We start from the raw sequence: 23,976 nt of genomic DNA, 5'->3' as shown, positions 1-23,976 counted from the left end.
ATATTGAGGTCACTTTCTAAAATGAATTTGATTAAGAAAGTATATTGACCTGGAGCATTCAATATTTTCCCAATTCACAGATTATAATTTTTAGAATACTTCTTATACAAACTATTTTCACTTCTATTTTTCCTAATAACGCTGCCCCTTTAAGCATAGAATGTAAAAAGTGAATTTTTAATACCTCGTATAAATAATATACCTTTTTTTCAAATGGTCAATATTTTCTTATTTATAAATCAAAGGTGAAATAAAAATAGCACAACGATATGTACTTCGTGTGAACTTCCTTATAATTACGTATAACAAACATTTAATATATTGCATATAAGTATAATACCTCTTAAATTATAAGGATTTCAACTTCATAACCTCAACATCTACAAGAAATTATTAAAAATGAAAAGTGAGGAGTTGCGTAATGATGAAGCTATCTCCCGTGATTTCAAAAAATATAGTTGCTGTTGGCTACAATCCTTTTTCTATGATTTTGCGAATCCAATTAAAGAATGGTATGTACGATTTCTTTAATGTACCAGAAAGTATCTATACTGGCCTATTACATGCACAATCTAAAAGTTATTATCATAAAACTTACATTAAAAATTCTTTCCGCCACACAAAAATTTAAACTTAACACCCACTAAAAAAAGGAGGTTAATCCTCCTTTCTTTTAAAAATATTTCACGGATAAATTACCTTCGATTCCTCTTATTAATTTCATCATATGCTTGAATTTGTTTTTTCAAACGCCGATCAGCTTTTTTATCATGCACTACAAGAATTGCATGTATAACTCCTGGAACCCAAAATATTAGTGTTAATATGAAATTTATTATTGCCTGAATTGGTTTTCCACAAAATAATACAGCAACAGGCGGAAGAAAAATTGCTAATAAATACATCATCCCTTGAAAACTCCTTATTTTGTATTTTATATATCACTTTTCAAAATATACGCAAAGAAACCTACTACTATTTTAATCTTAACTTGCCTCTAAAATCAATGTCTCTCCTTCTACTTATATAAGTATTTCAGACTTTTCATTGTTTGCTAGCCTATTTTCTTCCTCTATTGCAGTTACTCCAATTGCAGAAATTAACGTTCCAACCGCTTGTATCCAAATACCAATGAGTGCAATTATTCTCTCATCCTTCTTATCAAAAATTCTATCTTCATTTTCTCTCTCATCTTTCAATAAATTTGAAACGCCTTGATACGCTTGTAATCCAGCTCCTAAACTTTGCATGGAGTTACCTAGTATAATAATTTTCTGTAGTACATTTATATCCATCAAAGCTGCTTCTACTCCTAAAAAAGCACCGATTGATTGTAAACTGTTCCCTATAATAATAAGAAAATCATTTTCTTTCAATTGTTCATTTATATTAAAATATATTCCTATTACATTTGATATATTCCCTAATGCTAATAACTCAATTCCTATTTTATCAAGTAATTTACTTTGATTCTCTAAGCCTATATTTTGATTTTCTCTTTTTTCTTCCCCGTCATCATACTTGCTCGCAATGATTTGTAATATATACCCGAGGGCTTGTAATGAGCTCCCTACAATAACAAGGTCCGATTCAACTTTCTCTTCTCCAATAAATCCTCTTGTCGTCCCAATAGCAGCTGTAAGGTTCCCTCCCACTTGAAACCATGCCCCTGTCACTCTTAAACCGCGTGGATTCATTTTTATCACCTATTTAAATATTTTCTAAAGCTTTCAAAACAAACAAATCTCACCCTTAATCGTTTATTTTATTTTTCATATGTAATTTTGTGAATGATATAATGTACTACTAATATAAAAAAGCACCTTAAAGGTGCTTTTTTATATGCATGCTGGACATGTCAACGAATCTCCATTTTTATCTATTGTTATATTCAATATATATTGAATTGCTTTATGTGACCAAGTTTCAGGTGTAGGTGATTCATTTATATATTGTGGAGCACATGACTTCAGCATTGGAGTACTAATACTCCCTCCAGGATCTAAAGCAACTACAGCCATGCCATAGGGTAATTCCAGGGCCATAGATTTAGTGATACCTTCAATAGCAAATTTCGAGGCACAATATGGCGCAAGCTCAGCCTCACCTTCTCTTCCCCAACTAGAACTCATATTAATGATAATCCCTTCTTTCCTAACTACCATTGCTGGAACAAACGCTCTTATTACATTTACTACACCATTCACGTTTACATTCATTACATTTTCAAATTCTTGAGCCGTAATTTTCCAAAGTTGTGCATTTTGATTTACAATCGATGCATTATTTATTATCAGATTGGGAGCCTTATGTCTATTAAGTATATAATTTGCCCAATTGTTAACTTGCTGAGAATCTGAAATATCAATTACTTGGAAATCATGTATTTTACTGTACTGTTTTTTTAGTTCTTCAATTTTATCTTTTGAGCGTCCACAACCATATATGTTCCACCCTAATTCATGAAATCGATCAACCATCGCACGTCCTAACCCTTGTGTCACACCTGTAATAATTACAGACTTACCAATTTCTTTTCTCTTCATTTCGCTCATCCTCCTTCCCTATATATTACTCTCTTCATTTTTATTCAGCCATTTACTATAGTATCAACTCAACTCATACTTTAGTAATAGTTTTGATATTGCATACATAAACAAAAAAAGTAACCATCATGGTTACTTTTTGCTACCTATCTAAAAATTCATTGTTTATTTCATTATTGTTTTTACATTTCAACTTCTCTTTTCCACATTTCTCACACTGGTACATATAAACTACACCTAATGTACCTTTTTTAAAATCCTCATTATCCTGCATCTTAATAAAAATATATTTATGTTTACAATGCGATTCACCCAAATAATTTTTAAACCACTTTTTCAACACAACACATTCCACCTTTATGATAGAACCTTTATTTAGCTGCCTTATGACATACTTTTATTTAAATGTTCAATCTCATATTGCAATTTTTTAAATTGCTCAAAATGCATGGTAATAGATTGACTACTACCATAATCAACATTTTGTTTCACTAATATAACACCCGTATCATGAAAAAGCGCTTCAAGTTCTTTCCTAATAGAAACTTTCGCAATATGAGCTGTTTTAATTGCAGATAAAATTGCAATTTCATTAAACTTTAATTTTATTTCATTTGGACAAAATGCGTCTTCAACTAATATAACTTCATTACTATAAATTAGTGCAACAAGATTACTTGATTTGGCATCTGTTAAATCAACTTTTTTCATAATATCTTTCATTACATTTTGCCTCCTTTATTTTCATATATATTAATTATACAAATTTTTCAAAAAAATACTCAACTTTATTATATTAATTTTAACACACTTTTATTGAAATCCATGCTCCAAACGTTTTACTATCCCACAATTTTTATTGTATGAACCATCTGGACTATAACTCCATATAGTAATGTTAACAACTTATTATAAAGCAGGTGAAAATTATGCCATCAGTTGTAGGAAATTTAGTTGTACAAAATAGTAATGGTTCATTTAACTTAGGTGATTTCTACAACGTTTCTCCGAAAGAAAATACGAAAGCTTATAATGGCTCCGGCGCATCAAACGTTGGTTTTGTTGTTAATACTTTTAGCGGTGTTAGCGCGACCAATACATTTGATTCTGACCTTGCAGATCAAAACCAAGTGGGTACAGCCTAATCTTATGTTTAACCTTCTGTATAGAAAATTTTAATTTGTCTATACTATAATCAGGCTGTTTGACAGCTCTTGTTGATTTTGGAGTACCCTATCTTTTTCTCCCTTTCCCTGGGGCTCAGCAGCTAGCATGAAGCTAGCTGCTTTTTCTTGTATTATTTATTTCATAAATCAGAAATAAAAGAAGCTGCCATTTAATATTCAGCTTCTTTTACGTTATTTCAATAATATCCATAGCGTTAAATACGTAAGTTTTATAAAAGGCGTCTGTACAAATTACAATTTGTTTTACCGGATTAATATGTACAACTGTCATGTAGCTTGTTAATATGTAGCCATCTTCAAAATATGTTACCAATATTTCTTTCTCAGACAGTAATGAATTTAATAATTTATCAGAAATTCTCTCTTTTGCTTCATTTGTTAAAAGCGGTTTTTGTACTTTTAATTTCTCTCCAATAATCTTTCTCATATTTAAAAGTTGTTCGGATATTACTGTAAACGGAACCCACTCTCTTTCTTCTTTTTGTATCTTTACATCGTTCATTTTTTATCTCCTTGATCATTTATACATTTATTTAGTCATACTATCCCTTAGTTATTTTTAATACTCACTAAACTCGGATTTACTTCTAAATTATAATTAGGTTATCCCTCTAAGGAACATTAGTTCTTATTATACACGAACTTACGTTCTTTTGAGAAGAGCCATACTTATTATTTTTTAACAAAAAACACAATTTTATTTACCTCTATACTTTCTTTTTCCTTTATCAAATAAACTTCTCATTTCTTATGTAAAATGAAATACATATAACAACTAAAAAGCGACTTCACACAAAGTGAAATCGCCTTTTTCTAAAAAATATTTCAAATTTTATTTTTCTATCCTAACTAATGTTCTTTCTGGAATACATAATTCATCTATATTAAAATGATTTATTTTTAATTTCAATTCCCCTACTCGTTCCTTACCTTCATCACCAACCCAACAACTAAATAATTCGAAATAGTCTCCATCTTCCAAATAGCCTTCCATAATCTTGCATAAAGTTAAAAGTTTTTCTTTCGCTTCTTTTTTTCCTTTACGTTTTGCCACTCGACAAGTTCAATTCCCCAACTAGTTGAAACCTCATATGTGAAATTTGTTTGGAATTGATACTCTTGTACAATTTCAAGCATACTTTCATCTGAAAAACACGGTCCAAAAACAATTACATCATTAGAATCTGGAACCGTTAACTGAATTTCTACATTACAGCCTATGTAACTAGCTAAACTCATTTTATACTCCTCCAATATTCGTATAAAAAATACTTCATAGTATATTTATTCATATATAAAATCCCTACCCAAACAAAAAAGTTTTAAATTTTTTCGTTTATTAACCATCTATAACTGAAAACATATACTATGATGAACGAACTCACAAAGCATAAGAAAAGAGAACATTTACAACACTCTCTTTTCTTACATACTCTATGAAACTTTGCAAAACTGAATCAGTGATTTTTATTATTATATTATATTTTATTACATATACATAGGTTGTACTATTATATGTAACTCTCTCTCTGTATCCGATTTTTTCGGATGACGAAAATAATTAAGTTCGTACTTTAACACTTTATACTCAACCATCCCTATTTTAATCCCTTTCGTTTCTTTTAATATTGCTAATAAATCACTTATATTTTCATCATATGACTCAAAAATTTTCGCACCGCCCTCTCCCTGAAAGATTACTTTCATATATTCTCCCCACCTAATTTATTGATGTGGTAAATGACGCGTTTAAAACGATTCATTCTTTATCCTAAAATGTTCATACTAAAAAGAACATCCTTTCCAATCGAATGCTCAGTTTTTTACTAATTATCCATGTTAAATATTTATTCAAAAACATTATATGTACTATTTTTTAAATTAAGTTCGATATCCATTATTAAAGAGTAAATATATGTAATAAACTTACATAATGAAAACCGTATCATATCTACTTCCATTGAAATAATTATAATTTCTTTAATTTAAACCCATAATTTCCCATTGTAATTCTTAATATTTAAATGTAATATTGTATTGTCTTACTATCTATTTATAACTCACACACTAATTAGAAAAGGGAACTCTATATGAGTTCCCTTTTCTAATTATGATTACAGTTATTATTTCTTTTCTAGAAATTTAAATGTATCTTTAAATTCTTTATTATTCACTTTAATATCAGCATCTTTCAATAAATCATTGACTACTTGTTGTTTCCATTTACCTGTCGTATCTTGTAGTCTTTGTTGTTCTAAATCTTTACGAATTTTATCCTTTACTTCATCAAATGGCTTCAATTCTTTTTTATCCGTCACTTTAATAATATGGTAACCGTAAGTTGTTTTAACTGGATCACTTACTTGGCCTGCATCTAATTTATACGCAGCTTCCTCAAATTCTTTCACTGTTTGCCCAGGAGCAAAACCAGATATTTCCCCGCCCTGTTCCTTTGAACCAGTATCTTCTGAATACTGTTTTGCTAAGGCAGCAAAATCTTCACCATTATTTACTTTCTCCTTTATTTCTTTAGCCGTTTTTTCATCTTTCACTAAAATGTGACTTACTTTCATTTCTGGTTTATAGTTATCTTTCACATCTTTTTCTGTGACTGTTGCTTTGATTGCTTTCTCAAATGCAATTTCTGGCTTCATTTTTTCTTTTAATTCATCTTCATTTTTCAATCCAAGTTGTTCTAAAGTCGATTTAAAGTTCTCACCCATTTTATCTTTTGCTTCTTCTACTTTCTTTTTTGCTTCCTCATCTGAAACTTTATATTTATCTAGCAATGCCTTACTTAACATCATTTGATATAAAGTACTTTCTCCATATTGTTGTCGTAATTCTTTACTTAATTCTTTCTCTGTAACATTTCCTACTTTTGATGTTACTACGTTGTCTGAGGAACCACATGCAGATAATGCTAGCATCACGCATGAAATAATCGTTCCAATAAATATCTTTTTCTTTTTCAATTCAAATACCTCACTTTTATCATTATGCAAATTAACTATACACAGTCATTGTGAAAACAGTGTGTTTTCTACATGTAATTCATTTCATATGAGTAGACTATGTATCATGTATTTTCATTTTTAAATATAAAGAGTTTTCTTACTATGTATAGTAAGAAAACTCTTTATGTGCTCCAAAAAAAATATAGCTTCTATAGTTACTTAATAATTACATGTTCTTCAGGTATCCAACTATTCTGCCCGATATCTAACGCATTTCCCACTCTACCCCACACTCGAAAAGATGTCGATCCATCTATATTTCCTTTATAATTCATACATTCAGGCTCTTCATAATAATTTACTCTGTAGCCGACAGGATATTTCGAAGTTGCATAAAACCATTTCACCTTAAAATGTTTTAAATATGCCCACTGCTTATCGTTCCCTAAACAAATCATATCTTGCTCACCGCCTCCCCAATAACCTGTTAAGATTAAATATGGAATTTTCTGAGTGAGTGCACCTGTAAATTGAGGATTCATGGGGTTCTCATATAAATTTATTCCGTATCCATCAGGATATTTCGAAACTGCAATACCAATGCCATTCGGTTGCTGTTTATACACTATGTTAGATTGATTTGCTTTGTTCGAATCTATAAACCAAGAAAGTGACTTATTTCCTACTAATCGATTCAGATCACATTTCCCAATCCCAGGAACATTCCCTGAATCCGTATATTGCCAAATATCACATGGATATGCTGGCTTATTCCCTCCATAACGAGGGATCCATACGAAATCAGCTTCAATATTACGTGCTCCAAATGATAAATACATGTGATGCCCTACATATAATCCTACTTTTTCCGCACCTAAACGGCGTAATTCATCAATAAATGCCTGTGTCCCGCCTTGCATATCTGCCATCGTTTGAACTTCTACGTCCGCCACCCAAAACTTAGCTGATTGATCACCACGATTCCAAAAATCTTGTGCCTCTTTCTTTGCATCAGCAATAGATATAAAACGGCAAAAAGCATAATTACCGAATGGGATACTATACTTTTTCATTTCACTAACATAATTTTGATACATAAAATCCACCGTATTAGAGCCATCTTGAACTCTAGCAATCACTAAATCTAGCTGAGATGCTGCAATATCCCAATTGATAGTTCCATTCCATTTTGAAATATCTACAATATAACCCATACATTCCAGCTCCTTTTTAATGTCTTATTCATAGCTTGTTTTATTGTAAGCCCTATCTCTCTAAAACTAGCTATCTATAATATAAATAAAAAGAATCGTTACTGTTTTTCAAAATATATTCTCTTTCAGAAATATTTCTATTAGCTTTAACATGTATGTCACAAAAAATATTATCATATTCGAAATATACCTTACTATTTGTTATGTAGTCTCATCCTATCAATTTAGGTATTGATCATTTTTACGGATATTAGAAAAAATCCTCTTATAGTATTAACTTAAAACTTCCAGTATCAATTCCCTTTCAGTTAATAAAAATCATTCCTCATTTTCTATATATTCTTAAATCAAAATTACTATCTTTCCATGAAATATGAGATTTAGAAAAGTTTTAATTAATTGAAAATTATTCCTGTTAACCTACAATTGTCCAACCTGAACACTATTGGTGCATAAAAAAGACATTTTCTATTACTGAAAATGTCTTTTTATAGTCTAATAAAACAATTTTGGTGTTAAATCTTTATTTTGTAATTGTGTATTTTCACTGTTCATAACACAACTTGTAGAAAATAATATTGGGCTATCACAAACCTCATCATTCATTACATCACGAAATACATTGGTAGCAACACCTGTAAACGTTTGACATAAGTTAGAAATATCGTCATTGAAAAACTGAATGACTTCCGCAGTGAACACCGGAAAGACAACATTCGGTCCGCCAGGGAACTGAGGCTGTACCACAACTTGTTCAAAATAAGGATTGTTTTCTAGTGCTACTTGAAATAAATGAGCTATTTCAAATGCATCTAGTGGACAAGGAAATGGATTTACAATTTCATTCTCATTATTCGTTACAATAACTGTCACACTTACATTCCCAAATTGTACAAAAGATTTTAAAAACGTTGCTAACGCTCTCGCTTTTTCATTACTTAACGCATGCACTAAAATAATATAATTACCACCAACAGGAATAAGTGGCCCAACTGTAACAGTTGGATCAGCACCTATTGAATTTTTTAATTCATTAAAATATGTGATCCACGGTGGCGAAAGCTGAGCTTGTACATTTTCTTCCACTATTTTATACTACCTCCTTATACAATTCTTACTAACATGATATGTAACAAATTAAAAAATGTATTAGTTATATTAACTATTTTCGTATTTATTGATTATATTAATTAAACATTTTATTTCGCATTCTCAATTTCCCTTTTACATCTTTAAGCACTTTTACTACTATGAAATTCTTTATTATAAGCAAATCCACTGAAATTTCATATTATACTAATACGACTCTATATCCATTAAATTATAATACTCAATATTAGGAGCTGATTTCATGGAAAAAAAGCCTATCGTGTTCAAAATCCCACCAAATTCAAAGCTAAAAGTTACATTTTTCGGTCCTTGTAACGAAGTAATTACAAATGTGTCTATTATTAATCAACTATGCACCCCAAAATGTCAAACTATCACGCAATATCCAGACTTTAAGAAATATGTAACTGAAGTACGATCGTTATCCCGTTGTTAGTCCGCATAATGCACGATTTTCACAACTTTGTTACCTAAAATAACTGAGAAAGAAAATGACTGCATTCCTAGACTAAAATTACTCATTTTATGATATTCCATTGATAATTCATTAATTTTTTACACGTTTTTATTAAAAGGACATATATTATCGTATGGAGATTATCCACTCATAAAACCTATCTTTCTTTGGAGCGTACTTATTATGTATGCTCTTTTTTTATGTAACCGTCCCCTTCTAAATTGACCAACAATATATTAAAATTCTTTATGTACTCAAGGAGGTCAAATATGTTCAAGCTGCATCCAATACTACTCATCTTAGGATTGATTTTGTTTTTATATAGTGTAATCGCCTTTATGTTATTCTTTTCAGTGTACTAGCATTCCCTTCACAAATTTATGTTCAATATGTAATTTCTATATAGTAGAGAAAAAACGTAATGATACGATCTTTTATGTATTTCGTCTTTCTTGTTCTATAAAAAAACTAGTAAACTTACTAACACTGAGTTTTCAGAAGCATGTTACTTATTTACATATTATTTTTTTCATTATCTGAATAAGGTTAAAGCCTCTACAAATTAAACTACACTTTACCTGTTTACTTATATATTTTAGAAAAACAATAATAATCCCCCACCATTTGGTAAGGGGATTAACTAAACCTACTAAAAAACATTTAATGATCTGTTTTATTTAATTGGAGAAGGAAATCTTGCCGCTTCAAAGTGAACCGTATTTAAACCATTAACATTTTGTACAATTACGCCCGCAATACTACTTTCTGCAAAAACTTCAACTGAATCTCCTGCTTCTAATTGAAGAATAGTAGTTACTGAAACATCATTATTAAAAAATACTCCTGTTCCAAAGAAATCATTATCTATCGCTATTGCTGGATTTCCATTTACACGAATTTCTACTCTAGCTCTGTAATTCACATTAAAATCATTTGGAGAAAATGTTATATTTCCTAATACACTATATACTCCTCTAGTTTTCGGAGTGAAAATGGATGTTACTGGATTATATTCATTCGCTAGATCAAATTGTTCATTTTGAAATAATACTTTAACAGGAGTATTTGCTAGAACAGGTTGATTAACTGTATTCACAGCTCTAAATGCCGATGCCCTTACAAGCTCCTCTTTCTTATCATCACAACACTTCACCTTTACATACTTCCTATCACATTTACTACTTTTTCTATAACAATCATGACTTTCCTTTTTGTAATCTTTACAATACTTACAGTAATAATAAGACATAGTTAGTCCCCCTTTACACTTATTTTTATATAGTATGCTATATAGATTAGAATAGCTTGGACGACCTGTTACTATTTTTAATAGAGTAAAAAACCCTCACCATTTCGGTGAGGGTTTACCTTTAAGCTTCTGTAAACTCAATGTTTAATGACTTTATTTAATCGGAGAAGGAAATCTTGCTGCTTCAAAATGTGCACCATCTTCTAAAGGACTTAAAACTCCATCTATACTACTTTGTGCATAAACCTCAACTTCATCCCCTGCATTCAATTGAACAATCGTCGAAACACTTACTACATTTCCAAAACTTATTGGACCAAAAAAGTCATTATCTATAGCTATCGCTGCGTTTCCATTCACACGAATTTCTACACGCGCTCTATAATTTAAAGTTGGATCGTTTGGAAAGAAACCAATCGTTCCAATAATAGAATATACTCCTTTAGTCTTCGGCATAAAAATAGATGTTGCTGGATTATACTCATTCGCTAAATCAAATTGTTCATTTTGAAATAACACTTTCACAAAAGTATTAGCAGGAACATTTTGATTCACAGTATTTCTAGCTCTAAATGCCGATGCTCTAACAAGATTGTCCTTGTTATCATGGCACTTACTAGTGTTCTTACAACAATCATGGTGCTTCTTTTTATACTCCTTACAATACTTACAGTAGTAATAACAAGACATACTAATTCCCCTTTCAAACTTATTACTACATATTATGTAAGATTGATTTATAAGGTTTGGACTAGCTATTTTTATTGTTCATAAGGGCGCTATTAACCTGCACCCTTATTTATATACACCACATAATTCCTTACTAGTTATAAGTTGTATACAGTTCCATATGGAATAGTAAGAAAAGAACTTCCATACGGTGTAACATGATGTACTGGGTAAAAATACTCTACGGATGAGTAATATGGTTGTACTCCTTGCTGCTGCATTTGCATTTGTTGTTGCATTTGTAATGCTTGTTGAATAGCTTGGACTGTACTTTGTGCTCCACTATACGTTATAGACGTACCATACGCTGGTCGCATGCCAGCTTGAGAATTAAAATATGAATAAAACATGATTTTCAACTCACTTCCGTATAAGTTATTACAAAATATGTTATGATTCTATATTTCAGTGAGTGCAAAAGCTAATCCACTAGCTCTTATTAAGGTTAAACATTTTCAATATAAATATCATTCTCTAAATAAAAGCACACTCAACGGATGCTTTTTGTTTCTCGCTAAATTTTCCTACTGCCATAATTCATTAGCAATAATTTAGTTGTCCACGAATTTCACCATTAGGATGTTGTACTGTATGAACATTAATATATATGTTTCCAGATATAATCTCATTTATAAGAGTGCCTAATGTTTGACCCACTAGCGGTCCGACCAAATCTTCTTGAGTAATCATTCCCGTAAAAGTTGCACACTCTATTGAAATTGGATTTGTTATCGGTCCAAATAAAAAAGCTACAACAGGACCGTTCTTTCCTTTTAATCCAAGATGCAGATGTGCAGCTACTACATCCTCTATATCGAATAAATCCAACTTAAATTTTAGGCTAAGCTCGTCCCGGCTTAATTTAAAGAAACCTTCTCCTCGAGCATCTGTTTCTACTGGTGGAACTTCATTTCTACCACGCAACTTTGCAAAGAACATATCTATCACTCCTATAATTTTTATACTTCTAATATATTCTGGCCCTTCTTATAAAGTGACAAAAAAGCAGCTGTTAGGTCAATTTTAATTTATTAAATATAATAGTTTAATTTATTAATTATATTGAATTCATACATTTAACTATTACACTTTTTAAGTTTAATCCATATACTATATTAGATTACTAGAAAGGAGGCGTAAGCATGGAAAGTTGTGTTTTGTTCGTTAATGGACAACCTCTTTTAGTGATTTCAGTTGCTGGAATCGAAATTGCTAGATTAGAACTTTCTCTTCAAGTAGCATTGACTCTAATAGCATTAGGAATTCCAATTTGCGCATAATAGTTAGATAATTATAAAAAAGAGGGTTTAAACTCTCTTTTTTATTTATTCCTTAACAATAAAAAAAGACACCACTTGGATAATGGCATCTATCGAAATATTCGTCATAAGTTTCATTACTACTAAACTAACAATCCTACTAATTCACGTGTAATTCCTGAGAACGAATAGCCATATGCAAAACCTACAATACGAACTCCTGTATTCCATTTTCAATAAGTATATGTTATTTTTCTAAAAAGCAGTTTCTATTACCAGTTTTCATGAAAACTTTTCGCTTTTGCTAACCGCTCTTTTTTATTAAACTAATAATACTCCTTGAACCCTTTTTACTTACTGCATCATATAATTTTAAACTTAGCATTCAATAAAAAAATTTCCTACTATCAAATATGCGCAATATGTGAGGCTCTTTTACAACTAGTCTATTTATCGCTCCCTTCTAACTCCTCACTTTCTTCACGTATTTGTCCAATTAATGAAAATATAGAACCTACGGCTTGAATCCAACTTCCTATGGTATCTATTGACTGGCCTTCTTTCTTTTTATCCGGTTGACTATTTGCTTGATTGTCTAAAATTTCCCCTGTATCATTTACTAGATTTTCTTTACTATCCTGCCGATCTCCTCTAATACTTTTTAGCTCATATATTCCTCCAATCGCTTGCAAGGAATTTCCTATAGCTTGCAATAAGTTTCCTACAACATTAAAAGACTCATCCTTATCTGAAGTATCTTCAAATTCATCTGCTAATGCTGTAAGTCCTCCTAAAGCCTGCGCCCAATTTCCAGAAATAACTAATTTAACTTTTGTTTCATCTTTAAAATCAATAACTAACCCTGATATTACAGTTACATTACCAATTGATTGGATTTCATTCCCAATTTTTTCAAGAGAAATTCCCCCTTGACCATCAGCCTCTAAAGCGTTACCAACTGCTTGCAATGTGTTTCCATATATATTCAGATTCTCCCTTACATTACTGCTTATAAAATAGAACGGTGTACTTCCAATAGCGGAAGTTATTGTACCTATAGCTGCTATCAATGCACCAAATATTTCTTTTAATTGGTTCTCCATTTATAACCTATCCCAACATTAAATAATTACTTTTATCCTATTTAATCACACAGCTCTCTGTTAGAAATTCAAACTGTCCCTTAACCTGTTCCTTCTTTATTATATTGTCTTATAAAAATAAACATCCTTAAAAATAACACCTATATATTGATCGTTTCTCTACATTGTTTTGTATAATACATATTACTAACACCGCTTTTTTTATGTTCCTATCTTTAAATGTATTAAACCACTCACTAGTCATTATTCTCTTCACATAAATTGCTCATTTTATGATTCGAAAAAATAAATAAATTTCCATTAAACTTTTTAACCTTTATTATATTTCCTATTAATAACCAAGCGTTGATATATATCCAATTAGAACCTCCCAATTTTCTTGAAAATTTTTTAAAAACTCAGAAGCGATAATAATTTATCTATATCACGATCTAAGCTAATCTTCCTAGCCATACATATTCTTCGCCTTCGAATCATGTCTCTATAAAATAAAAAAACAGCTATTAAACTGCTTTAAATTCATTTTATCCCCAAAAGAAATGATATATATATTCTCCCGTTACACTTTAATTGATTCCAACAATTCTAGCAAATCTCATCAAGTCCGCTCCCTGAAGAAAATACATTGTGAGCGTAACTGGCACTTGTGACCACATAAATTGATAAAACTCCTCGACTCTCCGATTTGTCGAAACAATTAAATCATTTACAGGTCCTTGATTCCATATTGAAGTTCTAACTGAAGTAAACGGAAGATCTTTCCCATTAACCACTATTCTGGCCATACTTTGAGTTATGTCCACACCAATTCCCTCCATCGTTATAAAGATCGGACCTGTTTCTACAGTCATATTTTATAAATATTCTTGGCTGTTATAAATGATTAAGGCAAATCCCTAATAAAATTTTTTATTAATTACTTTCCATTACATTTATATAAATTCTAGCCTTATACAGTTTTTATAATAAAATATGAAATATTCATGTGTTATCTTCAGTACGTTCTTTTCTTTTTATAATTTCGTGTGAGATATACCATGACTTGAAGCCCTAGCCTCCTAATCCTAGGGCTTCTCCATTGAAATAACGATTTTAATAAAACTTTTCACCTTTTAACTGGACAAGCATATATTATTGTATGGAGGCATCCACTCATAGAAATCTATCTTTCTTGTGAAAGAGCATGCTTATATGCATGTTCTTTTTCGATATTATGAAATAAAGACTTCACATACATTAGAGAAATACATACAATACTTATGATCATCTCATTATGAATCATTTAGTATCATTTTCCATACATTCCTTGGTCATGGAACGCCTTTCTCCCAAGGCGTTCTTTAATTTCCAGATAAGGGGTTTGTTAAAGAATTGAATAAAGTGAAACTCTAATCAATGGGGGGGTTCATCCCCCACTGATTATTAGCCCTCACCAATCGGGCTTTTACGGGCAGCCCGACCCCCACCTAACTTCTTTGCTTCTGCTGAATTTTAAGGTGGGGTCTTACTGCTCACAAATAGCGGGCTAAAATCTTTAAATCCACTGAAACCATGTTCCTTTGTCTCTCTGATTCCATCAATTATAGAAAATAGCTAAACCAATTAACGCCTTTGTTCACTGTAGTAATTTTCTTGTATAATAAAAGTTAATTAATCTAGAAGGGACTGAATTATGCGCAGATATCAATATTTTTAAACTACCTATTCTTACAACATAACGGAGGTAAAAGTATTGATTACTGAACTACACACACAACGATTATATTTAAGGCAAATGAAAGCATCTGATTCATTAAGTATGTTTAAAATATGGTCTGATCCTGATATTACTAAATTCATGAATATAAGTAATTTCACCGATGAAAGCCAGGCAAAAGATATGATTCAATTTCTTAACGAACTCGCTCAAAATAATAAAGCTATACGTTTTACTATTATTGAAAAAGAATCTAATCACATTATCGGTTCATGTGGCTATAATTCCTTAGATTTTGAAAACTCAAAGACTGAGATTGGTTATGATATTTCAAAAAAATTTTGGGGTAAAGGATATGCCCCTGAAGCAATATCCTCTTTATTAGATTATGCTTTTACACATTTAAAACTATATCGTGTTGAAGCAAAAGTTGAACCTACAAATGTAAATTCCATAAAGGTATTAGAAAAATTAAACTTTACTTTTGAAGGGACTCTGAGAAAGAGCGAAAAATCAGCTGGAAAGCTTATCGATTTAAATATCTATTCGAAATTAATAAGCGATTAATTTTAGTCACTCTGCCCACACTCAATCAAAGTGTGGGCTTCTTTAATTGCTGTATAAAATTCAGAAGTTTGACACAACCCTGGAAAAAGCTTATAAAGAAAAGTGAGGTTCCGTTATTTTCACACTTAGAAGTGCAGTCATGTTATATACAATTTAAAATACAGTTTTATAAGTGTGAACGAACTACAAAACTAAAAAACAAATAATAAGTTTGCAACATGTTTGCAAATACGAATTTTGCATATAAATTCGTGTAATATTGAAAGGAGTTTTACTTATGAAAGAAATTAAAACAGAACAAGAATTCAAAGACATCATCGCAAGCGAGGAGCCTGTAGTTGTTAAGTTCTTTACTACATGGTGCCCAGATTGCGTACGTATGGACAACTTTATCGGAGATGTAATGGAAGAGTTCAATAAATTTGAATGGTATTCTATTAATAAAGATGAGTTTCCAAGTATCGCTGAAGAGTATCAAGTAATGGGTATTCCAAGTTTACTTGTATACCAAAATGGTGAGAAGCTAGGCCACTTACATAGTGCTAATGCAAAAACTGAAGAGCAAGTTACTGAGTTTTTAGAAGCATACTAAAATAAAAGCCCTCTGGAAAATATTTTTCAGAGGGCTTTCATCTGTTTTCACAATTATCTTTTGATGTTTTTCATCGTTTAATGAATTACACCCTGTCATTATAAGAATAGTACATATTAAGAAAAGTATTCGCTTCTTCATCCATCTACCCTCCTATCTCTTTAGTAAATAAACTCTAATTAGGTTCACACCCTGACTTTGTACTTTTCAACATATTTTTCCTTCACGAAACTTTGTTATCCCCTTCTTAAAAAGCTATAAAACGTCAACAATGTTTGTATAGACCCACACGACTTTCGTTTGATACTCTATTTATAGAAAGAAATTCCTTTAAAGAAAGGTGAGTGATTAAAATGGATACTCTTTCTCATAAAGAAGCTGATAAAGGTGCTATTGTCAGCATTATGGCCTACATATTTTTATCCTCTATGAAAATCATCATCAGTTATATTACCCTCTCTAGCGCATTACGTGCTGACGGTTTAAATAACTTAACGGATATCGGTGCTTCTTTAGCGATATTAATTGGTCTAAAAATATCTCGTAAACCTCGTGACCCAGATCATCCGTATGGGCATTCACGGGCCGAACAAATCGCATCACTTGTTGCGTCCTTCATTATGGCAACAGTCGGATTAGAAGTTGTTATTAGTGCCATTCAATCTTTCTTAAATCCGAAACAAGCAGCACCTAATGTACTCGCTGCATGGGTTGCTTTATTTTCTGCTGTCGTTATGTACTGCGTGTATTTGTATACGAAAAAAATTGCAGCACGAACAAAAAGTAAATCACTAGAAGCTGCTGCAAAAGATAATTTATCAGATGCACTCGTAAGTATCGGTACTGTAGTAGGTATTGTCGGTTCTCAGTTCCAAATGCCTATTTTAGACCCTATTGCCGCTTTAATTGTTGGTCTTATTATTTGTAAAACTGCATGGGAGATTTTCGTAGAATCTTCTCATATGCTAACAGATGGAATTGATCCTGATAAAATGGAGGAATACGCTGATGCTATTGAGCATATTGGCGGTGTGGAAAACATTGTAGATATTCGAGCACGTATGTACGGGAATCAAACGTACGTTGATATTACAATTGAAGTAGATGCTCGTATGGATGTTGGAGAAAGTCACTGTATTACCGACAACATCGAAGCTATGCTTCGCAAAAAGTTTGGAATTTACCATGCACACATTCATGTTGAGCCAATGAAAAAAGAACCTATTATGACATAGGTTCTTTTTTTATGAACGTTTTATGGAATATAACACATAAAACGAGCCAGCTACCGCCAGCTGCCCATCCTGCTAATATGTCAGATGGATAGTGCACGCCAAGATATATTCGGCTAACTGAAATAGATAATACAACAAAGCTTGCTATAAGAATAATTAGCAATTTTTTATGCAACGAAATACGATCTTCAGTAATTGTGACGTATGCAATAAATCCTAAAAAAGCCGTAGCATTCATCGTATGACCGCTCGGAAAACTATATCCAGTTGCAGTAACAAGCTGCGTAACATCAGGTCTTGCTCGTTCGTACCATAGTTTAAGCAGACTGTTTAAATAACGAGATCCGTAGTAATTAATTGTTAGAAGCAATGCACTAAGCAACTTTTTTCTAACGAGAAAATACATTACAAGAATAATGAGTAATGGGAAAAATATCCTTTTGGAACCGATAAAAGACACCCAAGTAAAATAGGTCGTCAAATAATCGTTTCGAAAGCTTTGAATAAAATGTGCGACTATATTGTCAAAATTCTCAATACAAGCGGTATGATACGAAAGTGATAATACGACAAAACAAATGAGTAACGTAAAACTTAGCAAGTATAAATGTCGATATCGTTTCACATACATAACCTCACTATGCAAAAAAATGGAGCGGTTGTTTTAGTTTTCCTCTCCATTTCTTTTTTATGCATAGTTTATTAAAAAATATAATTATTAATTTTTTGCTTCATCTCAGGGATATCTTCTCTTGTTACGGTAAAACGAATCACCTTCTCATCAAGATCAAGCGCCTCAGCGAATAATCCAGCTAAACCACGAGATTTTCTATCTACTTCCATAATAATTTCTAGTCGATCGTATGCACGTGGCAAGATTAATAATTCTAATTCATCTAATTTCCCATAATACTCTCCAGAAACTGGAATAAACTCAAATTCTTGTGCGAATGGAACTTGCTTACGTAATCGATGCGGTAATTCTTCACATTCTATATGACGTGCTTTAAACCCTAATTCATTTACACTATCTAAAACACTACTTAATAATGCATTGGGTAACACTTGAACGTAGTCGCGGTCACTTGGGTCTATACTACGTTTAATATCAAGACCTGTATGAATCCAAACCGTTTTCATACCAAGTGTAAGTGGTGCTTCAATTGGCATTGGAAAAGAAAATGGAATTTCAACTTTTTCATTCGGTTCTATAGAAAATGGTTCTGTTAAGCGTACTCGCTCTAAATCATACGTTGCTGTTACTTTTTTATCATCCACTTCTCGTACATACGACGTCGATAATGTTAAGTAAATGCTTTCAATTTGCTGGCTAACTGAACCTCCAGTTATATGAACCTTTCCAACTATTTCTTCCCCAACAATATACTCATCTTTTTCAAGAACAGTATCTACCTTTGCACTTCCAATACCAACGCTTGCTAAAAACTTTTGAAACATGGAGTCTCCATCCTTTCTAAAGCAGAAGCTACATCTTGTTTTAAATCTTGTACATTCTCATAGTACGGCGTTTTTATTTGTAACATTCGCATAAGCATTTCGCGATTATAATTTTCCAAAGTTAATTCTTCGTACCATGGTTTTTCCTGTTTTTCATTAGATTCATATCCTGCATATAATAAAAATAACGAGAAATGACCGAGTGCATAAAAGTCGCTACGAAAGTGGACTTCTCGCATCAAAGCTTGTTCACCTTCGTAAGTTGTAGCTCTCTCATCACCCTCACCTTTCCATTTAGCCAATCCAAAATCAATAATACTAATTTGATTTTCTTTCATTAATATGTTTGGAATGCGTAAATCTCGGTGAATAATGCCTTCACTATGAAACACCGATACAATTTCTAATATTTCATATAAAATCTCAAAAACTTCACGTTCTGTATATACATACCCATCTATGAAAATATAATCTTCAAAATTTTTACCAGGCATGTACTCCATCACAAAGAAGCTCTTTTTCTCCCATATGAAATGATCATACAGACTAGGAATTGCATGATGATTTAATGTTTGTAAAATCATTTTCTCTTGTTCAAATGATTTTCTACCAGACTCATATCTTTGTTTACTTTGTCTTAATTGTTTTAAGACTTTATATCTATTTACTTGTAAATCATTAACGACATATGTGACCCCATAACTGCCCATTCCAATTACTGATTCAATTTTATAACGTTCTGCAACAATTGTATTTTTCCGCAGTGGTCTATCAAATAATGCTAGTACACGACGCCATTTCATCAGCTACTTGAAAAGAAGCTACGGCTTTTACGTTTTCTTTTATAATGTTGATGTCCATAACCAGATGAACGTCGTTTATAATCGCTACTTGAATACGAGCGCCCTCTACGACGATAATCACTACTTGAATACGAACGATATTTTTTCTTTCCTAATAAAGAATCAATAATTTTTTTGAACATCCCTTCACCTCTTGAGTAAAATTTCATTTTAATTATACCAATAATTATTGACTATATTTGTGACAGGTTTGTAAAGAGTAAAAAAACGACGAGTTATGCCCGTCGTTACTTTCATTCATCCTCTTCATCAAAAACTTCATCAATCATGCATTTCTCTAATAAATACTCAAATGTAATATCTGCGAGATCTTCAATTTCTTCTCGTTTCGGGACGTACCCTCTTTCAATTAGTTGCTCATAAAAAAACTCCGCAATCTCTTCCGTATCAATCACGACTTCAATTTCCTTCATGAGCATCACTCCTTTATTTCTGTTTTATGAAAAAATCTCAAAATTATGTATATGAGATTAGAAAAATAGATTTTATTTTTTTATAGGTCATAAGCTTTGGACGAGATGCATACGATTGTAGTACAAGCTATTCAAAGGGGGAAATAATAATGGAAAATCAATATGAAGTAGGACAAACAAAAGAAGAGTTCATGCATGAAGATCAATGGGCAGACTCTCTTATAAAGTGGCTTTTTATTTTTTTAATAATTGTAGGCATACCTTATACTGCATATGTTGTTGTTCAATTTATTCTCTCTTTCTAGTTAACTATTTTTTCTCTGTCAATTTAACTAAATAATTATGAACAACATCCATTACAATTTTATATTCTTCATCTTTAAATGTATCGAACAATAATTGATAATCGTTATAAATATCAAGTAATCCATCAATGATTTCTTGACGATTCGTCTTAACACTCACTTTTTTCGAGTTGTTAATTGACTTTAACTTACCTAAATCTAATTTATTCATACCTGCTTTATCTTGTTTCAGTTTCTTCAAAATTGCATTTGCCGTTTGAGCATTGGCAAGTAACGTTAAATCTGACTCATCCGCTTCTAACCATTCACCATCCGTAATCCGTGACAATTCATAAATTGTATCTTCCCATGCGTCATTCTTATATCTCCATACTTCTGTACGAAAACCAACAATACGGAAAACATCTTTATCATATCCAGTTACTTGCACAAGATCACCAAACGTGAAATTATAATTTAATTCAATCCACTCCGTATCGCCCTTTTTCATATCTTGCTCTGTAACGTGCTGCAGCGTTTGCTCTACGTAAAATCCATCGTGATTATTGACTTCGTATACATAAACTCCATCTAAAACCTTCATATTTGTGATTTTCCCAACGGTTCCATATAGCGTAATCACGACTATGTCCCCTACGTTGTATTTAGGTTGTTTTTTTCTTGCCATCTCTATCTCTCCTTTTTTTGACGTCGTGATTTTGATATCAGTATATGCAACCTACATAAAAACGCTTATCACAGAAGCTTATATTCATAAATTTTTTCAATAAAAATTATAATCTTATAAAATTTACGTTACACTCAAAAAAAAGCTAGTAACTAGACTAGCTTCAAATCAACAAATTTCATATAAAAAAACATACAGAATACTTCACTTTAAACAAAGTAATGTATTCTGTATGTTTTCAAATAGTTTTTATCTATCTTGTATGTATAAATCCCAGGCTTCATCAAATATAGACATACTTTCTAGCATTCCGCTCAACTCTAAGTATGAACTAATTTCATCATAGTCTTCAGATTGCTTCGGAAAACTTAAATCATCATACATCGCCTCTGCTAAATCTGAAATTTCATTTCTAAATAAAGCTGCACGATGCTTCATCATATAATGGTAAAATGTCTTTTTCAAAAATATTCCCTACCTTTCTAACTTGGGTACATTATACAAGGCAAAAAAGAAAAAAACCAGCATAAAAGCTGGTTAAAAGTCGAAGTAATTTCTTTTTAATAGACGTGGTCTTCCCATTAATTCTTCATATGTTAGTTGTTTTGGTAAATCTTTCGTATAAATTAAAAATAACTGATCTTCAATTTCTTTTACTGTATGGTCTGATTGATAGTCCATCCCGCACGAGGAACAAGAAATACATGGTGTCTTTTGGATTTCAATGGCTTTCGTACCATCTGGTAATTCCCAATATACAGTATTCAAGCTTTCTTTCGCTTCTGTACTGTCACACCACATACAATTCATACTGCATCACCCTCAGTTTTTTTGTCGTTTTCTTCTAATTTAGCCATTTGTGCTTGATATTTTTTATCTTTTAATTGATCACGCTTATCACGTTTATCTTTTAAAGATGCATGAGTATCATTATCTTCGTAGTCTTTACGACGGTTCATACGCTGTAAGTCGTCTGGAACGAGGTTAAATTTCTTATCGCTCATAAGACCTGCGATACCAACATCTGAACGTTTTTCTTCGTAGTTCGGATAAATCTCTTTAAAGTATCCTTCCGCTCTTCCTGGAATATAGCTCTCTGGCTCTGGATACGTCGTAATAACACCTTCAAAGTTACGAAGTACAACTTTATCTGCACTTTGTGAGATTAAATAGTTTGGTTGAAGTGCAATTTTACCGCCTCCACCTGGCGCATCAACAACGAATGTCGGAACTGCATAACCAGATGTGTGTCCACGTAAACCTTCAATAATTTCAAGACCTTTAGATACTGGTGCACGGAAGTGACCGATACCTTCAGATAAGTCACATTGATAAATGTAGTATGGACGTACACGGATTTTTACTAAGTCATGCATAAGTTTTTTCATAATTGGAACGCTGTCGTTAATACCAGCTAAAATTACTGCTTGGTTTCCGACTGGAACACCAGCATTCGCTAACATTTCACATGCCTTTTTCGATTCTTCAGTAATTTCAATAGATGTATTGAAATGTGTATTTAACCATACTGGATGGTATTTTTTAATAATGTTACATAAATTTTCTGTAATACGTTGTGGGAATACTACTGGTGCTCTCGTTCCGATACGAATAATCTCAACATGCGGAATCTCTCGTAAATTTTTCAATACATATTCTAAAATTTTATCGTTAATTAGAAGTCCATCACCACCGGAGATTAATACATCTCGTACTTGTGGTGTTTCACTAATATAAGCAATCGCATCATCTAATTGTTTCTTCGGTACACCCATTCCAATTTGTCCACTAAAACGACGGCGTGTACAGTAACGACAATACATAGAACATTGATTTGTTACTAAGAATAGTACACGGTCCGGATAACGATGTGTTAGCCCTGGAACTGGTGAATCTTCATCTTCGTGAAGCGGATCTTCTAAATCATATTTTGTTTTATATAACTCTTCCGAAATCGGTACTGATTGCATCCGAATCGGACAGCGTGGATCATCAGGATTCATTAGCCAAGCATAGTACGGTGTAATGTTTAACGGGATCGTTTTCGTTGAAATTTTAACGCCCTCTTCTTCTTCAGGTGTTAAGTTAATTACTTTTCTTAAGTCATCTAACGTTTTGATCGTATTCGTTAATTGCCAAACCCAATCATTCCATTGCTCTTCAGTAACATCTTTCCATAATTCGATATCCTTCCAGTGACGATTTGGTTTGTATACATCATGTAACATTGCTATTCCCCCTTTTTATACGCTCACCCTTTATATAAGCAATAGTTATGCCAACTTTACATTGTTGATAAGTAAATGTGCGGAGAACCCTATTATATAAGCGAAAAAATATTTTTAAGCGTTGTATGAAATCAATACTTA

The 23,976-nt window shown here is 31.9% G+C and carries 35 protein-coding genes; 8 read left to right on the top strand and 27 right to left on the bottom strand.

The features are described from left to right. Window positions 1–421 precede the first annotated feature (421 nt). A complete protein-coding gene (locus AC0ONG_RS10160; protein ID WP_000977080.1) occupies window positions 422–631 on the top strand; it encodes a KTSC domain-containing protein in 210 nt (69 codons plus the stop codon). Window positions 632–695: 64 nt separating this feature from the next. On the opposite strand, the gene AC0ONG_RS10155 is transcribed toward AC0ONG_RS10160, so the two are convergent. From AC0ONG_RS10155 to AC0ONG_RS10135, 5 genes are all read right to left on the bottom strand, one after another. Further along, window positions 696–908, bottom strand: a complete 213-nt coding sequence (locus tag AC0ONG_RS10155; RefSeq protein WP_000990219.1) for a YqaE/Pmp3 family membrane protein — start codon at window positions 906–908, stop codon at window positions 696–698. A gap of 114 nt (window positions 909–1,022) precedes the next feature. Next, a complete protein-coding gene (locus tag AC0ONG_RS10150) occupies window positions 1,023–1,697 on the bottom strand; it encodes a DUF6944 family repetitive protein (protein WP_001069568.1) in 675 nt (224 codons plus the stop codon). A gap of 141 nt (window positions 1,698–1,838) precedes the next feature. Continuing rightward, complete coding sequence (locus AC0ONG_RS10145) at window positions 1,839–2,546, bottom strand: SDR family oxidoreductase (RefSeq protein ID WP_000823053.1); 708 nt, start codon at window positions 2,544–2,546, stop codon at window positions 1,839–1,841. Window positions 2,547–2,688: 142 nt separating this feature from the next. Beyond that, complete coding sequence (locus tag AC0ONG_RS10140; RefSeq protein WP_000915145.1) at window positions 2,689–2,889, bottom strand: hypothetical protein; 201 nt, start codon at window positions 2,887–2,889, stop codon at window positions 2,689–2,691. A 41-nt stretch (window positions 2,890–2,930) separates the two neighbouring features. Further along, the gene (locus AC0ONG_RS10135) at window positions 2,931–3,269 is read right to left on the bottom strand and encodes a hypothetical protein (RefSeq protein WP_000651908.1); all 339 of its coding nucleotides are present in this window, start codon (window positions 3,267–3,269) and stop codon (window positions 2,931–2,933) included. A gap of 206 nt (window positions 3,270–3,475) precedes the next feature. On the opposite strand from AC0ONG_RS10135, the gene gerPF reads away from it, so the two are divergent. Continuing rightward, on the top strand, window positions 3,476–3,691 hold the full coding sequence (gene gerPF, locus AC0ONG_RS10130) for a spore germination protein GerPF (protein ID WP_001141569.1): 216 nt from the start codon (window positions 3,476–3,478) through the stop codon (window positions 3,689–3,691). A 208-nt stretch (window positions 3,692–3,899) separates the two neighbouring features. Here gerPF and AC0ONG_RS10125 read toward each other — a convergent pair whose 3' ends face one another. The 7 genes from AC0ONG_RS10125 to AC0ONG_RS10095 form a co-directional block, all read right to left on the bottom strand. Next, window positions 3,900–4,235 (bottom strand): YolD-like family protein, encoded by a 336-nt coding sequence (locus AC0ONG_RS10125; RefSeq protein ID WP_002082834.1) that lies wholly within the window; start codon window positions 4,233–4,235, stop codon window positions 3,900–3,902. 330 nt (window positions 4,236–4,565) lie between these two features. Beyond that, window positions 4,566–4,787, bottom strand: coding sequence for a hypothetical protein (locus AC0ONG_RS10120; protein ID WP_003264217.1), 222 nt, complete (start codon window positions 4,785–4,787; stop codon window positions 4,566–4,568). Then, window positions 4,742–4,972 carry a hypothetical protein gene (locus tag AC0ONG_RS10115; RefSeq protein ID WP_000050524.1) on the bottom strand — a complete coding sequence of 77 codons (231 nt, stop codon included), beginning with the start codon at window positions 4,970–4,972 and terminating at the stop codon, window positions 4,742–4,744. The genes AC0ONG_RS10120 and AC0ONG_RS10115 overlap by 46 nt, the downstream gene beginning before the upstream one ends. Window positions 4,973–5,221: 249 nt before the next feature. Next, window positions 5,222–5,440 carry a hypothetical protein gene (locus AC0ONG_RS10110; protein ID WP_000864273.1) on the bottom strand — a complete coding sequence of 73 codons (219 nt, stop codon included), beginning with the start codon at window positions 5,438–5,440 and terminating at the stop codon, window positions 5,222–5,224. A 416-nt stretch (window positions 5,441–5,856) separates the two neighbouring features. Continuing rightward, complete coding sequence (locus tag AC0ONG_RS10105) at window positions 5,857–6,708, bottom strand: peptidylprolyl isomerase PrsA (protein WP_098829811.1); 852 nt, start codon at window positions 6,706–6,708, stop codon at window positions 5,857–5,859. 197 nt (window positions 6,709–6,905) lie between these two features. Then, on the bottom strand, window positions 6,906–7,904 hold the full coding sequence (locus AC0ONG_RS10100) for a glycoside hydrolase family 25 protein (RefSeq protein ID WP_000540666.1): 999 nt from the start codon (window positions 7,902–7,904) through the stop codon (window positions 6,906–6,908). 495 nt (window positions 7,905–8,399) lie between these two features. Further along, window positions 8,400–8,990 (bottom strand): hypothetical protein, encoded by a 591-nt coding sequence (locus AC0ONG_RS10095; protein ID WP_000392279.1) that lies wholly within the window; start codon window positions 8,988–8,990, stop codon window positions 8,400–8,402. A 265-nt stretch (window positions 8,991–9,255) separates the two neighbouring features. Between AC0ONG_RS10095 and AC0ONG_RS10090 the strand changes: the two genes are divergently transcribed. Further along, on the top strand, window positions 9,256–9,450 hold the full coding sequence (locus AC0ONG_RS10090) for a hypothetical protein (RefSeq protein WP_000412557.1): 195 nt from the start codon (window positions 9,256–9,258) through the stop codon (window positions 9,448–9,450). Between the two features lie 694 nt (window positions 9,451–10,144). Here the strand turns inward: AC0ONG_RS10090 and AC0ONG_RS10085 are convergent. The 4 genes from AC0ONG_RS10085 to AC0ONG_RS10070 form a co-directional block, all read right to left on the bottom strand. Further along, the gene (locus tag AC0ONG_RS10085) at window positions 10,145–10,720 is read right to left on the bottom strand and encodes a complement C1q domain-containing protein (RefSeq protein ID WP_000122944.1); all 576 of its coding nucleotides are present in this window, start codon (window positions 10,718–10,720) and stop codon (window positions 10,145–10,147) included. A gap of 153 nt (window positions 10,721–10,873) precedes the next feature. After that, window positions 10,874–11,410, bottom strand: a complete 537-nt coding sequence (locus AC0ONG_RS10080) for a C1q-like domain-containing protein (protein WP_014894775.1) — start codon at window positions 11,408–11,410, stop codon at window positions 10,874–10,876. 137 nt (window positions 11,411–11,547) lie between these two features. Next, window positions 11,548–11,799, bottom strand: coding sequence for a DUF3947 family protein (locus AC0ONG_RS10075; RefSeq protein WP_000500101.1), 252 nt, complete (start codon window positions 11,797–11,799; stop codon window positions 11,548–11,550). Window positions 11,800–11,989: 190 nt separating this feature from the next. Then, window positions 11,990–12,388, bottom strand: coding sequence for a CHRD domain-containing protein (locus AC0ONG_RS10070; protein WP_000464544.1), 399 nt, complete (start codon window positions 12,386–12,388; stop codon window positions 11,990–11,992). 203 nt (window positions 12,389–12,591) lie between these two features. On the opposite strand from AC0ONG_RS10070, the gene AC0ONG_RS10065 reads away from it, so the two are divergent. Then, on the top strand, window positions 12,592–12,729 hold the full coding sequence (locus AC0ONG_RS10065) for a DUF3956 family protein (RefSeq protein ID WP_000443218.1): 138 nt from the start codon (window positions 12,592–12,594) through the stop codon (window positions 12,727–12,729). Window positions 12,730–13,154: 425 nt separating this feature from the next. Here the strand turns inward: AC0ONG_RS10065 and AC0ONG_RS10060 are convergent, their stop codons facing one another. Both AC0ONG_RS10060 and AC0ONG_RS10055 read right to left on the bottom strand, forming a co-directional pair. After that, window positions 13,155–13,811 (bottom strand): DUF6944 family repetitive protein, encoded by a 657-nt coding sequence (locus AC0ONG_RS10060; RefSeq protein WP_074789578.1) that lies wholly within the window; start codon window positions 13,809–13,811, stop codon window positions 13,155–13,157. A gap of 566 nt (window positions 13,812–14,377) precedes the next feature. After that, the gene (locus tag AC0ONG_RS10055) at window positions 14,378–14,662 is read right to left on the bottom strand and encodes a hypothetical protein (protein ID WP_002082840.1); all 285 of its coding nucleotides are present in this window, start codon (window positions 14,660–14,662) and stop codon (window positions 14,378–14,380) included. 881 nt (window positions 14,663–15,543) lie between these two features. Between AC0ONG_RS10055 and AC0ONG_RS10050 the strand changes: the two genes are divergently transcribed. The 3 genes from AC0ONG_RS10050 to AC0ONG_RS10040 all read left to right on the top strand — a co-directional run bounded on the left by AC0ONG_RS10050 (window position 15,544) and on the right by AC0ONG_RS10040 (window position 17,901). Next, the gene (locus AC0ONG_RS10050) at window positions 15,544–16,074 is read left to right on the top strand and encodes a GNAT family N-acetyltransferase (RefSeq protein ID WP_000627265.1); all 531 of its coding nucleotides are present in this window, start codon (window positions 15,544–15,546) and stop codon (window positions 16,072–16,074) included. 277 nt (window positions 16,075–16,351) lie between these two features. Next, window positions 16,352–16,666 carry a thioredoxin family protein gene (locus AC0ONG_RS10045; RefSeq protein ID WP_000658787.1) on the top strand — a complete coding sequence of 105 codons (315 nt, stop codon included), beginning with the start codon at window positions 16,352–16,354 and terminating at the stop codon, window positions 16,664–16,666. Window positions 16,667–17,019: 353 nt separating this feature from the next. Continuing rightward, complete coding sequence (locus AC0ONG_RS10040; protein ID WP_000380385.1) at window positions 17,020–17,901, top strand: cation diffusion facilitator family transporter; 882 nt, start codon at window positions 17,020–17,022, stop codon at window positions 17,899–17,901. Here the strand turns inward: AC0ONG_RS10040 and AC0ONG_RS10035 are convergent. The 5 genes from AC0ONG_RS10035 to AC0ONG_RS10015 form a co-directional block, all read right to left on the bottom strand. Further along, window positions 17,891–18,526 (bottom strand): phosphatase PAP2 family protein, encoded by a 636-nt coding sequence (locus AC0ONG_RS10035; protein ID WP_002082842.1) that lies wholly within the window; start codon window positions 18,524–18,526, stop codon window positions 17,891–17,893. The genes AC0ONG_RS10040 and AC0ONG_RS10035 overlap by 11 nt on opposite strands. A gap of 77 nt (window positions 18,527–18,603) precedes the next feature. Continuing rightward, complete coding sequence (locus AC0ONG_RS10030; protein ID WP_000486617.1) at window positions 18,604–19,359, bottom strand: sporulation protein; 756 nt, start codon at window positions 19,357–19,359, stop codon at window positions 18,604–18,606. Then, window positions 19,341–20,162 (bottom strand): serine/threonine protein kinase, encoded by an 822-nt coding sequence (locus tag AC0ONG_RS10025; protein ID WP_000872072.1) that lies wholly within the window; start codon window positions 20,160–20,162, stop codon window positions 19,341–19,343. The genes AC0ONG_RS10030 and AC0ONG_RS10025 overlap by 19 nt, the downstream gene beginning before the upstream one ends. Then, entirely contained in the window at window positions 20,162–20,344 is a 183-nt protein-coding gene (locus tag AC0ONG_RS10020; RefSeq protein WP_000473371.1) for a hypothetical protein, read from the bottom strand. Before AC0ONG_RS10020 ends, AC0ONG_RS10025 begins: the two co-directional genes overlap by 1 nt. Window positions 20,345–20,455: 111 nt before the next feature. Next, the gene (locus AC0ONG_RS10015; RefSeq protein WP_000658451.1) at window positions 20,456–20,635 is read right to left on the bottom strand and encodes a YozD family protein; all 180 of its coding nucleotides are present in this window, start codon (window positions 20,633–20,635) and stop codon (window positions 20,456–20,458) included. Window positions 20,636–20,784: 149 nt separating this feature from the next. Here AC0ONG_RS10015 and AC0ONG_RS10010 point away from each other — a divergent pair, with 149 nt between their 5' ends. Then, window positions 20,785–20,940 carry a DUF3930 family protein gene (locus AC0ONG_RS10010; RefSeq protein WP_000431485.1) on the top strand — a complete coding sequence of 52 codons (156 nt, stop codon included), beginning with the start codon at window positions 20,785–20,787 and terminating at the stop codon, window positions 20,938–20,940. A gap of 4 nt (window positions 20,941–20,944) precedes the next feature. On the opposite strand, the gene AC0ONG_RS10005 is transcribed toward AC0ONG_RS10010, so the two are convergent. The 4 genes from AC0ONG_RS10005 to kamA all read right to left on the bottom strand — a co-directional run bounded on the left by AC0ONG_RS10005 (window position 20,945) and on the right by kamA (window position 23,835). Further along, window positions 20,945–21,607, bottom strand: a complete 663-nt coding sequence (locus AC0ONG_RS10005; RefSeq protein ID WP_000101498.1) for a hypothetical protein — start codon at window positions 21,605–21,607, stop codon at window positions 20,945–20,947. A gap of 249 nt (window positions 21,608–21,856) precedes the next feature. Continuing rightward, window positions 21,857–22,072, bottom strand: a complete 216-nt coding sequence (locus AC0ONG_RS10000) for a YozE family protein (RefSeq protein WP_000750717.1) — start codon at window positions 22,070–22,072, stop codon at window positions 21,857–21,859. A gap of 72 nt (window positions 22,073–22,144) precedes the next feature. After that, window positions 22,145–22,417 (bottom strand): YokU family protein, encoded by a 273-nt coding sequence (locus tag AC0ONG_RS09995; RefSeq protein ID WP_000995766.1) that lies wholly within the window; start codon window positions 22,415–22,417, stop codon window positions 22,145–22,147. Continuing rightward, window positions 22,414–23,835 carry a lysine 2,3-aminomutase gene (gene kamA / locus AC0ONG_RS09990; protein WP_000902145.1) on the bottom strand — a complete coding sequence of 474 codons (1,422 nt, stop codon included), beginning with the start codon at window positions 23,833–23,835 and terminating at the stop codon, window positions 22,414–22,416. Before kamA ends, AC0ONG_RS09995 begins: the two co-directional genes overlap by 4 nt. Between the last annotated feature and the right edge of the window lie 141 nt (window positions 23,836–23,976).

Source organism: Bacillus sp. TCT6 (genome assembly GCF_056033845.1).
The sequence above is the reverse complement of the archived record's forward strand: the minus strand, read 5'-3'. Positions and strand labels throughout refer to the sequence as shown.

Bases quoted from the DNA above. Each gene is read 5' to 3' on its own strand.
- AC0ONG_RS10100 (WP_000540666.1), bottom strand. From the start codon at position 7,904: ATGGGTTATATTGTAGATATTTCAAAATGGAATGGAACTATCAATTGG.
- AC0ONG_RS10015 (WP_000658451.1), bottom strand. From the start codon at position 20,635: ATGAAGGAAATTGAAGTCGTGATTGATACGGAAGAGATTGCGGAGTTT.
- AC0ONG_RS10070 (WP_000464544.1), bottom strand. From the start codon at position 12,388: ATGTTCTTTGCAAAGTTGCGTGGTAGAAATGAAGTTCCACCAGTAGAA.
- AC0ONG_RS10110 (WP_000864273.1), bottom strand. From the start codon at position 5,440: ATGAAAGTAATCTTTCAGGGAGAGGGCGGTGCGAAAATTTTTGAGTCA.
- AC0ONG_RS10005 (WP_000101498.1), bottom strand. From the start codon at position 21,607: ATGGCAAGAAAAAAACAACCTAAATACAACGTAGGGGACATAGTCGTG.
- AC0ONG_RS10160 (WP_000977080.1), top strand. From the start codon at position 422: ATGATGAAGCTATCTCCCGTGATTTCAAAAAATATAGTTGCTGTTGGC.
- AC0ONG_RS10020 (WP_000473371.1), bottom strand. From the start codon at position 20,344: ATGTTCAAAAAAATTATTGATTCTTTATTAGGAAAGAAAAAATATCGT.
- AC0ONG_RS10085 (WP_000122944.1), bottom strand. From the start codon at position 10,720: ATGTCTTATTATTACTGTAAGTATTGTAAAGATTACAAAAAGGAAAGT.
- AC0ONG_RS10155 (WP_000990219.1), bottom strand. From the start codon at position 908: ATGATGTATTTATTAGCAATTTTTCTTCCGCCTGTTGCTGTATTATTT.
- AC0ONG_RS10025 (WP_000872072.1), bottom strand. From the start codon at position 20,162: ATGAAATGGCGTCGTGTACTAGCATTATTTGATAGACCACTGCGGAAA.
- AC0ONG_RS10080 (WP_014894775.1), bottom strand. From the start codon at position 11,410: ATGTCTTGTTATTACTACTGTAAGTATTGTAAGGAGTATAAAAAGAAG.
- AC0ONG_RS09995 (WP_000995766.1), bottom strand. From the start codon at position 22,417: ATGAATTGTATGTGGTGTGACAGTACAGAAGCGAAAGAAAGCTTGAAT.
- AC0ONG_RS10125 (WP_002082834.1), bottom strand. From the start codon at position 4,235: ATGAACGATGTAAAGATACAAAAAGAAGAAAGAGAGTGGGTTCCGTTT.
- AC0ONG_RS10040 (WP_000380385.1), top strand. From the start codon at position 17,020: ATGGATACTCTTTCTCATAAAGAAGCTGATAAAGGTGCTATTGTCAGC.
- AC0ONG_RS10090 (WP_000412557.1), top strand. From the start codon at position 9,256: ATGGAAAAAAAGCCTATCGTGTTCAAAATCCCACCAAATTCAAAGCTA.
- AC0ONG_RS10150 (WP_001069568.1), bottom strand. From the start codon at position 1,697: ATGAATCCACGCGGTTTAAGAGTGACAGGGGCATGGTTTCAAGTGGGA.
- AC0ONG_RS10145 (WP_000823053.1), bottom strand. From the start codon at position 2,546: ATGAAGAGAAAAGAAATTGGTAAGTCTGTAATTATTACAGGTGTGACA.
- AC0ONG_RS10075 (WP_000500101.1), bottom strand. From the start codon at position 11,799: ATGTTTTATTCATATTTTAATTCTCAAGCTGGCATGCGACCAGCGTAT.
- AC0ONG_RS10135 (WP_000651908.1), bottom strand. From the start codon at position 3,269: ATGAAAGATATTATGAAAAAAGTTGATTTAACAGATGCCAAATCAAGT.
- kamA (WP_000902145.1), bottom strand. From the start codon at position 23,835: ATGTTACATGATGTATACAAACCAAATCGTCACTGGAAGGATATCGAA.
- AC0ONG_RS10055 (WP_002082840.1), bottom strand. From the start codon at position 14,662: ATGACTGTAGAAACAGGTCCGATCTTTATAACGATGGAGGGAATTGGT.
- AC0ONG_RS10030 (WP_000486617.1), bottom strand. From the start codon at position 19,359: ATGTTTCAAAAGTTTTTAGCAAGCGTTGGTATTGGAAGTGCAAAGGTA.
- AC0ONG_RS10060 (WP_074789578.1), bottom strand. From the start codon at position 13,811: ATGGAGAACCAATTAAAAGAAATATTTGGTGCATTGATAGCAGCTATA.
- gerPF (WP_001141569.1), top strand. From the start codon at position 3,476: ATGCCATCAGTTGTAGGAAATTTAGTTGTACAAAATAGTAATGGTTCA.
- AC0ONG_RS10115 (WP_000050524.1), bottom strand. From the start codon at position 4,972: ATGAGTTTAGCTAGTTACATAGGCTGTAATGTAGAAATTCAGTTAACG.
- AC0ONG_RS10065 (WP_000443218.1), top strand. From the start codon at position 12,592: ATGGAAAGTTGTGTTTTGTTCGTTAATGGACAACCTCTTTTAGTGATT.
- AC0ONG_RS10010 (WP_000431485.1), top strand. From the start codon at position 20,785: ATGGAAAATCAATATGAAGTAGGACAAACAAAAGAAGAGTTCATGCAT.
- AC0ONG_RS10045 (WP_000658787.1), top strand. From the start codon at position 16,352: ATGAAAGAAATTAAAACAGAACAAGAATTCAAAGACATCATCGCAAGC.